Origin of the sequence: Yersinia sp. 2542 StPb PI (genome assembly GCF_048593855.1) — a bacterium.
Lineage (GTDB): Bacteria > Pseudomonadota > Gammaproteobacteria > Enterobacterales > Enterobacteriaceae > Yersinia > Yersinia enterocolitica_E.
In genome coordinates, this window is record NZ_JAZGQA010000161.1 from 1 (window position 1) to 9,935 (window position 9,935).

Genomic DNA, 9,935 nt, shown 5'->3' on the forward strand with positions numbered 1-9,935 from the left:
ATTTATAATTATCTATGCTACAAAAAGAACATACCGAAACTGAGCGCTGAATAAGGGATTCGTTAGCTATGGGAAGCAAACGTTTAATCGATTCATCCGTTTGTTGTTTACTGTGGATAAATGCAGTAATCCTTTTCTGTTTTAGTAAAAAAATATTAGCGGATGCCATTCACCTATTGATTGGCATAACTAAACGCGGTAAAAAATACCTATCAAAAATTCATCATACAAACCAATCCAACGGGATAACACCTTTATACACGATTGTAATATCTTGCTGTATAACGGGCGGCAGTCGTTCTTTCGATATTTTAAGTTGCAGCACAAATGTCGGGCAGCATATTGAGGGTAGTTAAAACGAAAAATCAGAACTCAAATGAAGAATCTAACAAGATATGCAGGAGGATGCGCTTAAATTCTGAAATATACTAATTAACTGGCATCAAAAGCCTATTTTATCAGTAATAACAAGGGATAACCCTTTACTGATAAGGCAAGTTAGAGGGCTAGCAGTTATAGAGCTAGTAGGTTGTTTTTCTCACTTTCACTTTCTTAACACCATACAGGAGGGCTTATGCAGCTCACCCCAAGAGAAGTTGAAAAACTCATGATCTACACGCTGTCTGATGTGGCGTTCAAACGCAAAGCGCGTGGCTTGAAACTCAATTATCCCGAAGCCGTTTCTATCATCACCGTGACTGCAATGGAAGGGGCCAGAGATGGCAAATCGGTAGAAGATGTCATGAAAGAAGCCAGCAAAGTTCTCACTAAAGATGATGTGATGGACGGGGTAGCTGATCTGATTCCGAATGTTCAGGTTGAGGCAATTTTTACTGACGGTAGCCGGTTGGTCACGGTGCACGATCCTATTAAATAACACCGATGGCAGCATGCGAGTAAAACCTGAACTGATTACTGCAGAGGATTAAAGCATGAGCGCAAAGAAAAGCACTAAAGATAATGCAGAACAGAATACCCCTCTCGGTGGCTGTATTTTAGCTGATACACCGATCACCTTTAATGAAAATAAGCCAGTAACCAAAGTTAAAGTTCGCAATACCGGTGACCGACCCATTCAAGTGGGGTCGCATTTCCACTTCTTCGAAGTTAACCGTGCACTGGAGTTCGACCGTGCTGCGGCTTATGGCAAGAGACTCAATATCTCCTCAACCACCGCAATTCGTTTTGAACCCGGTGATGAAACCGAAGTTCCGCTGATCCCTTTCGGTGGCAAGCAAACACTGTATGGCTTTAACAATCTGGTGGATGGTTGGACCGGCGAAGGCGTGGTGCCTAATAGCGAACGCCCAGATAAGCTAGAGGCTATCCGTCGTGCGGCTGAGCGTGGTTTCAAATCGTCTAAATGACACCTTATCTTAATCAAAATCATCGAAATTCGCATACGTGTAATTAGCTATAACCAATAGATTTCAAGTTTCAGGAAGGCGGCAAACGAGAGAGTCCCGATGAGCTTACACAGGTAAGTGATTCGGGTGAGCGAGAGCAGCTAACACACCTGTAACTTGAAAGATGAAGGTTACACGCACCGAAAAAAAGAAAGGAGCGACAGATGCCTCAAATTTCTCGGCAAGAATACGCGGGTCTATTTGGCCCAACGACTGGCGATAAAATCCGTTTGGGTGACACCAATCTGTTTATCGAAATCGAAAAAGACCTGCGTGGATATGGTGAAGAATCCGTTTACGGTGGTGGCAAGTCATTGCGTGACGGGATGGGGGCGAATAACCATCTGACCCGCGATAATGGTGTGCTGGATTTAGTGATAACCAACGTCACAATTGTTGATGCTCGCTTAGGGGTAATTAAGGCTGACGTCGGTATTCGCGATGGCAAAATTGCCGGTATCGGTAAAAGTGGTAACCCAGGTGTGATGGATGGGGTGACACCAGGAATGGTGGTCGGTGTCAGTACTGATGCCATTTCAGGTGAGCATTTGATTCTGACCGCCGCCGGTATTGATAGTCATATTCATTTAATCTCCCCACAGCAGGCCTATCATGCGCTGTCCAACGGTGTGGCAACCTTCTTTGGTGGCGGGATTGGCCCAACCGATGGTACCAACGGGACAACTGTGACGCCGGGGCCATGGAATATTCGCCAGATGTTGCGTTCTATCGAAGGTCTGCCTGTCAACGTGGGTATTCTGGGTAAAGGTAACTCCTACGGACGTGGTCCACTGCTGGAACAAGCCATTGCTGGTGTGGTTGGCTATAAAGTCCATGAAGACTGGGGTGCGACCGCCAATGCCCTGCGCCACTCATTGCGCATGGCAGATGAGATGGATATTCAGGTTTCGGTACATACCGACAGTTTGAACGAATGTGGCTATGTGGAAGATACCATTGATGCATTCGAAGGCCGCACTATTCACACCTTCCATACTGAAGGTGCGGGTGGGGGGCATGCACCCGATATTATCCGCGTGGCCAGCCAACCTAACGTGTTGCCAAGCTCAACCAACCCAACGCTACCATACGGTGTCAACAGTCAGGCTGAGCTGTTCGACATGATCATGGTATGCCATAACCTCAATCCAAATGTGCCAGCTGACGTCTCGTTTGCTGAAAGCCGTGTGCGCCCGGAAACCATCGCGGCAGAAAACGTTCTGCACGATATGGGTGTTATCTCCATGTTCTCTAGTGACTCGCAAGCCATGGGGCGCGTCGGGGAAAACTGGCTACGTGTAATGCAAACCGCTAACGCGATGAAAGCATCACGCGGGAAATTACCAGAAGATGCACCGAATAACGATAACTTCCGTGTACTACGTTATGTGGCAAAAATCACCATTAACCCCGCAATTGCACAGGGTGTCAGCCATGTTATCGGCTCAGTCGAAGTAGGTAAAATGGCCGACCTGGTACTGTGGGATCCGCGCTTCTTCGGGGCTAAACCTAAAATGGTTATCAAAGGTGGCATGATCAACTGGGCGGCGATGGGTGACCCGAACGCATCATTACCAACGCCACAACCGGTATTCTATCGCCCAATGTTTGGTGCGATGGGCAAAACCCTGCAAGACACTTGCGTCACCTTTGTTTCCCAAGCCGCTCTCGACGATGGCGTGAAAGAGAAAGCTGGGCTGGAACGTCAGGTTATGGCGGTTAAAAACTGCCGTACCATCTCTAAACATGATCTGGTGCGTAATGATCAAACCCCCAATATTGAAGTGGACCCTGAAACCTTTGCGGTGAAAGTGGATGGCGTACATGCCACCTGTGAACCTATCGAAACAGCATCAATGAACCAGCGCTATTTCTTTGGTTAATAGGACGTTTGGACGCTAATCCGTTATTTCAGAATTCAGCTTGCCCACAGTAAGTATTATTTAGTGCCAAGGAGGGGGCGCGTTTGGATGAATGATACAGAAAAGGATTTCATTACTGTGGGCAAGCTGACACAGGCAAGGAGTCAACAACATGATTTTGATAGAGCACATTCTTGGCAATGTGAAAAAGGATCCGGTTTGGCAGGCGAAACTTAAAAATGCCACTGTTGATCTGTTGGTTTTGGATCAACGGGAAGCGCAAAAAAGCCGCTGCCGTAAATCCACCATGCAGGGGTTGGATCTCGGTATTTCTCTCGACAGGAACGTGGTACTTGCTGATGGTGACGTGCTGACATGGGATGAAGAAAGCAACGTAGCAGTAGTGGTGCAGATCAATTTGCGCGATGTGATGGTGATTGATTTGAGTGAACTGAAAAACCGTTCAGCGGATGAGTTGATTAAAACCTGCTTCGAACTGGGCCACGCATTGGGTAATCAGCATTGGAAAGCGGTGACTAAAAATAATGAGGTGTACGTACCTCTCACGGTTGCTACCACCATGATGGACTCGGTCATGCGAACACATGGCTTCCAGCACTTACCTTTCCGTTTTGTTAAAGGGGCAGAAATTCTGCCATTGCTGACTAACTCTGAAGCACGGCTGTTGTTTGGTGGCGCTGAAGACACTGATACCCATGTTCATGTTGCCAGCCCTCTGGATGAACCCCATGGTTCTGGCTTACATATTCACAGTATTCACTCTCATGGTGAAGGTCATAGCCATAGCCACGACCACGATCACAGTCATGGTGATCATGATAGCGACCATAAACACTGATTGAGGCAGGGAGGCACCGCAATGAATGCATCAGATCTGATTCGTATCATGCAATTTGGTGATTCCGTACTGCCGGTCGGGGCCTTTACGTTTTCCAATGGTGTGGANNCAGCCATTCAAACCGGCGTGGTTCATGACGTGCCCACATTAAAAGGCTTTGTCCTGACGGCGTTAAAGCAGGCTGCGAGCTGTGATGGTATGGGGGTTGTCGCGGCCCATCGGGCCGTAATGGCGGATGATAGTGATGGCATCATCCGTGCTGACTGGGCAGTAAATAATCGTAAGTTAAATGAAGAAAGCCGCTTGATGGCAACCCGAATGGGGAAAAAATTGGCGGAGATGTCTATCCATGTGGTGGAGCACCCGCTGATCAGTTGGTGGCTGGGGCAGATAAAAAGTGGCAATACCGCAGGCACCTATCCGGTGACTCAGGCGGTGGTTATGGCTGCACAGGGGATAAGGCAGCGGGAAGTGGTGGTTATGCATCAATACGGTGTAGCGATGACGATATTAAGTGCGGCTATGCGTTTGATGCGCGTGACCCATTTCGACACCCAGCGCATCTTGTTTGAGTTGAACCATGACATTGAGACGTTCTGTGATATTGCCGAGATAGGTGATATTGACCAGATGTCTTCTTATGTGCCGATTGTGGATGTATTGGCGGCGGTGCATGTGAAAGCACACGTCAGATTATTTAGTAACTAACTGATTAATAAATCGTATTCTGAGTGCTTGGTTTTGTATTAACCGAGTGCAGAGCTAAAGCCAGATCAAAATTAAGAGGATTACCCCGTGAATAGCCATTCAACCGATAAACGCAAAAAGATTACCCGCATTGGTATTGGTGGCCCGGTAGGTTCAGGTAAAACCGCCATCATCGAAGTGATCACCCCGATTCTGATTAAACGGGGGATTAAGCCACTGATTATTACCAATGACATTGTGACAACAGAAGATGCCAAGCAGGTGAAACGTACCCTGAAAGGCATTTTGGATGAAGAGAAAATCCTTGGGGTCGAAACTGGTGCCTGCCCACATACCGCGGTGCGTGAAGACCCAAGCATGAATATTGCCGCAGTAGAAGAGATGGAAGAGCGTTTCCCAGACAGTGACCTGATTATGATTGAAAGTGGTGGTGATAACCTGACACTGACTTTCAGCCCGGCACTGGCTGACTTCTATATCTATGTTATCGATGTGGCTGAAGGGGAAAAAATTCCGCGCAAAAATGGTCCTGGACTGGTTCAGGCAGACATTCTGGTCATCAATAAGATTGATCTTGCCCCCTATGTCGGCGCTAGTTTGGATGTGATGGAAAGTGATACCAAAGTGGTGCGTGGTACGCGCCCTTATATTTTGACTAACTGTAAAACCGGTCAGGGGATTGAAGAGCTGGTGGATATGATTATGCGTGATTTTCTGTTTACTCACGTACAGCCTGAAGGAGCAAATGCATGACATCGCAGAGCCAGAATATCGTGGAGACACCTTCACGGGTTCGCGCTCACGCATTAGGTGTTAACGCGCCGGAATTAGCGAAATATCAGGATGAACCGGTGCAGATGCGTAGCGGGGCCGTAGGGAAAAGTGGTTATCTCAAACTGAGATTTGCCAAACGTGAGCATCGCAGTATTTTGGCCGAAATGGAAAGACGGGTGCCGTCGATGGTACAAAAAGCACTGTACTGGGATGAAGAAATGCCTGAATTACCTTGCGTCACCATGATTTCGACCTCGGGGTGCATTTTACAAGGGGACCGGCTGGCAACCGATATACATGTGGAGGCTGGAGCTTGCGCGCATGTTACCACACAATCGGCCACCAAAGTTCATATGATGAATGCGAACTATGCCTCGCAGATACAGAATTTCACCGTGGAAGAGGGGGGCTATCTGGAGTTTATGCCGGACCCGCTGATCCCACACCGGAATTCACGTTTTATTACTGATACCACTATTAATATTCATCCGACGGCAACCGCAATTTATTCAGAAATACTGATGTCTGGGCGTAAATACCATCATGCCGAAGAACGGTTCGGCTTTGATGTGTATTCGTCGAAAGTGGCGGCCCATGATTTGGCAGGAAAAGAGCTGTTTGTTGAGAAATATGTTCTGGAGCCGAAGTCAGAGAGTCTTGATGCTGTTGGTGTGATGCAAACATTTGATGCTTTCGGCAACGTGATTTTATTAACCCCGAAAGAGCATCATGACCGCATTCTAGCTCGGGTGGCGGCCCATTTTGACATTAAAGCCGGTATCGCCAGTGGGGCAACACGCTTACCTAATGACTGTGGTTTAGTGTTTAAAGCACTGGGTATCGACAGCGGCGGAGTGAAGGCGGAGATTCGCCAGTTCTGGAAGATAGCTCGTGAGGAGATTCTTGGTATCACGCTGCCGGCGCAGTTCTTGTGGCGCTAATACTCAGGCTGGGTAATCAACATTATGGAGGCGAGGCCCAAGGATGGGCGAGTAACGAGAGCAGCTAACACCGCTGCAGCTTCAAGCTAGAAGGGTATTACCCAAATTAATTGGAGTTGCAGCAAGGCAGCAAACGAATGACAAATGGGTTATAAACCATTTTGAACAGCGCATGCGCTGGCCCGAAGGGGGAGCCTCATCAGAGGCTCATAATCCCGATGAGCTTACATCAGTAAGTGATTCGGGTGCGTGAGAGCAGCTAACACCGCTGCAGCTTCAAGCTAGAAGGGTATTACCCAAATTAATTGGAGTTGCAGCAAGGCAGCAAACGAATGAATCCCGATGAGCTTACATCAGTAAGTGATTCGGGTGCGTGAGAGCAGCTAACACCGCTGCAGCTTCAAGTAAGAAGGGTAAAGATAATGAATGCAAAAACAGATAACCAATCTGGCTGGACACAACTGGCCGCTTCGAATGTTTTTATTGAATTTATTGATACAACTCTGCGTGGCTGTGCTCAGGTAATGTTCCAGAATAATCCACTCTCCGGGCTATTCTTTTTTATCGCCATATTTGTCGGTGCTTATGGTGAAGGTAACCCGGCTGTTGCCTATGGCTGTGTGTTAGGTACGGTGGTTGCCACCCTTACCGGTTTAACCATGCGTGACCGTAAATCATGGCGGGCAGGGTTATATGGCTATAATGGGTGCTTGGTTGGCGCGGCTCTCCCGACATTTTTAATGGCAACTCCGGTGGTATGGGCTTGCATTGTGCTGGGCAGTATCGTGTCGGTAATCGCCACCGTGTGTATTGCCGATATTTTAAAAACCTGGAAAGTCGCGGCATTAACTGCTCCCTTCGTGTTCACCACTTGGATGATTCTGCTGGCAAGTTACGCCTTTAGCGGTTTGCACAGTAGCGCATTACCCACACCGGCTTTGCCACATCAATTTATATTGGAATCTGGGAGCATCTTTGGTGGCGGCAATACTTTTGTCAGCATGTTTAACGGTATTTCTCAGGTATTCTTATTCAGTAGTCTGGTCGGGGGGATTCTATTTGTTATCGGATTGGCGGTGGAATCTTTGTGGGCGGCTATTTTTGCCGTTTGTGGTGCGATATTAGCCATCCTCACCGCCGCTTTTCTGGATGCTAATCCCCATGATATTAACGCCGGGCTTTATGCTTTCAGTGCGGTATTGACCGCGATAGCACTGGGCTCGACCTTTAATAAACCCAGTTGGCGTGTTCTGGCTTACACCATTGTGGGGGTTATATTTACCGTATTGGTTCAGGGGGCGCTGAATACCTTATTGTTACCGATTGGTATTCCAACACTGACCATGCCGTTTGTTTTAGCTTCATGGCTGTTCTTGGTTCCGAATAAAGATGTGATGCCAGCACATCGACAATAACTATTCCGCTCTGGACGTTTTGCTCTGAACATTTGATCGCTATACGGCTGAAAATAATCTGGAGTGCGAACATGACGACAGTGACAGAAAAAAGAGTGGCGTTTGGTAATCAGCAAACCAAACGCCACGCCATCTATCTGCTTATCGGTTTGCTGGTAGTTAATGGGTTAGCTTGGGTTTGGGCTTTTACCGAATTTAATGATAATGCAGTACTGATGGGGATGGCTTTTCTGGCATACAGTTTTGGCCTGCGCCATGCTGTTGACGCGGATCATATTGCGGCTATCGATAATGTTACTCGCAAACTTATGCAACAAGGTAAAACGCCGATTGCTGTCGGGACTTTTTTCTCGCTCGGCCACTCTACTATTGTGATATTAGCCTCGCTGGCTATTGCCGCGACGGCGATGGCATTTAAAGATGATATGGCGTGGTTTCATGAAACCGGTGGGTTGATTGGTACGCTGGTGTCATCGGTATTTTTATTACTATTCGCTTTTCTCAATTTAACTATCTTGCTTTCAGTGTATAAAAAATTTAAACAAGTCAAAGCGGGCCATGTTTATCAAGAAGAAGAACTGGATCTTTTAGTCGTCAACAATGGGGGGCTGCTGGCCAGAGTTTTCAGACGCGTATTTAATATGGTCAATAAAAGTTGGCACATGTATCCGGTGGGGTTTTTATTTGGCTTGGGTTTTGATACGGCGACCGAGGTGGGGGTGTTAGGGATTTCTGCCGCCAGTGCTACTCATGGCATGAACTTGTGGTCCATTATGGTATTCCCAATTTTATTTGCAGCGGGTATGGCATTGATCGACTCACTCGATAATTTTGTCATGATTGGTGCCTATGGTTGGGCTTTCTCTAAACCGGTGCGAAAATTGTATTATAATATTACCATTACGGCAGCCTCGGTTATTATCGCTTTCTTTATCGGTGGGATTGAAGCGTTAGGATTGATTGCAGATAAAATGAATTTAACCGGAGGAGTCTGGACCCCGATTAATAATATTAGTGAGAATTTAGGCGAGATTGGTTACTGGATAATAGGCATGTTTATATTATGCTGGATAATTTCGGCTGTTAATTATTATGTGCGAGGTTATGATAAGTTGAGTGTTAGTCGTTAACTTTACATTTGTCACAAAAATAAGGCGCTAATTAAACATTTAAAGTTAATTAGCGCCTTATCTACTTCGTGACTCTGTGTTTAACGTTGCGCACCTACAAGTTACATATGTTTCTTAGCGAAACCTACAATATCCTGTCTAATTTCAGAAAGTTTACTTTCAGGTGCTTTCTTACATACTTCAACTACCTTCGGTGTCACGACAGTATCAGTTTCTTGCAGATCAACATAATCGCCTTTCTTATATTGAGTATCATCATTCAATACCCAATACACAACCGGAGTAAATGACTTAGGATTCAGATCGAGGAATTCTTTGCAGGTCATATCACTCGGGGTCGTGCCCGTTGCTTTAGTGGTTGTAGATGTTGCTGCAAAGGTTGTTGCGGCAGCGGAAAGCAGTAAACCAGTCAATGCAATATTACGAAGTGATTTGAAGGACATGCTTATTTCCTTATTTATTTGTCAAATATCATTGAATATTTACAAAGTTAAACTAAGGGTGATGTATATCACTCAACTATGGCGACTCAGGACAATGTTCTATTCCTGAGTGCGGCTGTATTATTATATATTAATAGCATTAATGCCAATAATTAAACGTATTATATGATTGGTCATCCAGTATGGATAACTTTACAATGTGTAAAGTGGGCTTTATATATTATGGATGTAATCTATCCAGGAATGGTAATGAATGTTATTTTACTACTTTGTTTTAATTACATCCCGTGAATATTAGGTGGCTACAAATGAGAGCAAATAACCCACGATTAAATACAACTATTATTTGATTTTCATCAAAAATAATTCTACTTAACCATGATTTTTCTCGTTTTTT

General features: G+C 46.0%; 10 protein-coding genes. 9 read left to right on the forward strand and 1 reads right to left on the reverse strand.

Translation table 11 applies throughout. From position 1 onward, the window contains the following. The first annotated feature begins 574 nt into the window (after window positions 1-574). From V1952_RS16665 to V1952_RS16705, 9 genes are all read left to right on the forward strand, one after another. Window positions 575-877, forward strand: a complete 303-nt coding sequence (locus V1952_RS16665; RefSeq protein WP_002215288.1) for an urease subunit gamma — start codon at window positions 575-577, stop codon at window positions 875-877. A gap of 55 nt (window positions 878-932) precedes the next feature. Continuing rightward, window positions 933-1,367 (forward strand): urease subunit beta, encoded by a 435-nt coding sequence (locus tag V1952_RS16670; protein WP_083163055.1) that lies wholly within the window; start codon window positions 933-935, stop codon window positions 1,365-1,367. A gap of 203 nt (window positions 1,368-1,570) precedes the next feature. Continuing rightward, entirely contained in the window at window positions 1,571-3,289 is a 1,719-nt protein-coding gene (locus V1952_RS16675; protein ID WP_083163057.1) for an urease subunit alpha, read from the forward strand. Between the two features lie 151 nt (window positions 3,290-3,440). Further along, entirely contained in the window at window positions 3,441-4,127 is a 687-nt protein-coding gene (gene ureE, locus V1952_RS16680) for an urease accessory protein UreE (protein ID WP_372559716.1), read from the forward strand. A 21-nt stretch (window positions 4,128-4,148) separates the two neighbouring features. Beyond that, the gene (locus V1952_RS16685; protein ID WP_420075150.1) at window positions 4,149-4,835 is read left to right on the forward strand and encodes an urease accessory protein UreF; all 687 of its coding nucleotides are present in this window, start codon (window positions 4,149-4,151) and stop codon (window positions 4,833-4,835) included. Between the two features lie 87 nt (window positions 4,836-4,922). Next, a complete protein-coding gene (ureG, locus tag V1952_RS16690; protein ID WP_005188826.1) occupies window positions 4,923-5,588 on the forward strand; it encodes an urease accessory protein UreG in 666 nt (221 codons plus the stop codon). Further along, window positions 5,585-6,550 carry an urease accessory protein UreD gene (locus tag V1952_RS16695; protein ID WP_372559715.1) on the forward strand — a complete coding sequence of 322 codons (966 nt, stop codon included), beginning with the start codon at window positions 5,585-5,587 and terminating at the stop codon, window positions 6,548-6,550. The genes ureG and V1952_RS16695 overlap by 4 nt, the downstream gene beginning before the upstream one ends. A gap of 422 nt (window positions 6,551-6,972) precedes the next feature. Next, complete coding sequence (yut, locus tag V1952_RS16700) at window positions 6,973-7,965, forward strand: urea transporter (protein WP_420075151.1); 993 nt, start codon at window positions 6,973-6,975, stop codon at window positions 7,963-7,965. Between the two features lie 71 nt (window positions 7,966-8,036). Further along, complete coding sequence (locus V1952_RS16705) at window positions 8,037-9,095, forward strand: HoxN/HupN/NixA family nickel/cobalt transporter (RefSeq protein ID WP_083163067.1); 1,059 nt, start codon at window positions 8,037-8,039, stop codon at window positions 9,093-9,095. Between the two features lie 101 nt (window positions 9,096-9,196). Here V1952_RS16705 and hdeB read toward each other — a convergent pair whose 3' ends face one another. Further along, the gene (hdeB, locus tag V1952_RS16710; protein ID WP_372559713.1) at window positions 9,197-9,538 is read right to left on the reverse strand and encodes an acid-activated periplasmic chaperone HdeB; all 342 of its coding nucleotides are present in this window, start codon (window positions 9,536-9,538) and stop codon (window positions 9,197-9,199) included. Window positions 9,539-9,935 lie beyond the last annotated feature (397 nt).

What these genes read in the sequence shown, in the direction of transcription:
- V1952_RS16665 (WP_002215288.1), top strand. Translation starts at nt 575, where the DNA reads ATGCAGCTCACCCCAAGAGAAGTTGAAAAACTCATGATCTACACGCTG.
- V1952_RS16670 (WP_083163055.1), top strand. Translation starts at nt 933, where the DNA reads ATGAGCGCAAAGAAAAGCACTAAAGATAATGCAGAACAGAATACCCCT.
- V1952_RS16675 (WP_083163057.1), top strand. Translation starts at nt 1,571, where the DNA reads ATGCCTCAAATTTCTCGGCAAGAATACGCGGGTCTATTTGGCCCAACG.
- ureE (WP_372559716.1), top strand. Translation starts at nt 3,441, where the DNA reads ATGATTTTGATAGAGCACATTCTTGGCAATGTGAAAAAGGATCCGGTT.
- V1952_RS16695 (WP_372559715.1), top strand. Translation starts at nt 5,585, where the DNA reads ATGACATCGCAGAGCCAGAATATCGTGGAGACACCTTCACGGGTTCGC.
- yut (WP_420075151.1), top strand. Translation starts at nt 6,973, where the DNA reads ATGAATGCAAAAACAGATAACCAATCTGGCTGGACACAACTGGCCGCT.
- V1952_RS16705 (WP_083163067.1), top strand. Translation starts at nt 8,037, where the DNA reads ATGACGACAGTGACAGAAAAAAGAGTGGCGTTTGGTAATCAGCAAACC.
- hdeB (WP_372559713.1), bottom strand. Translation starts at nt 9,538, where the DNA reads ATGTCCTTCAAATCACTTCGTAATATTGCATTGACTGGTTTACTGCTT.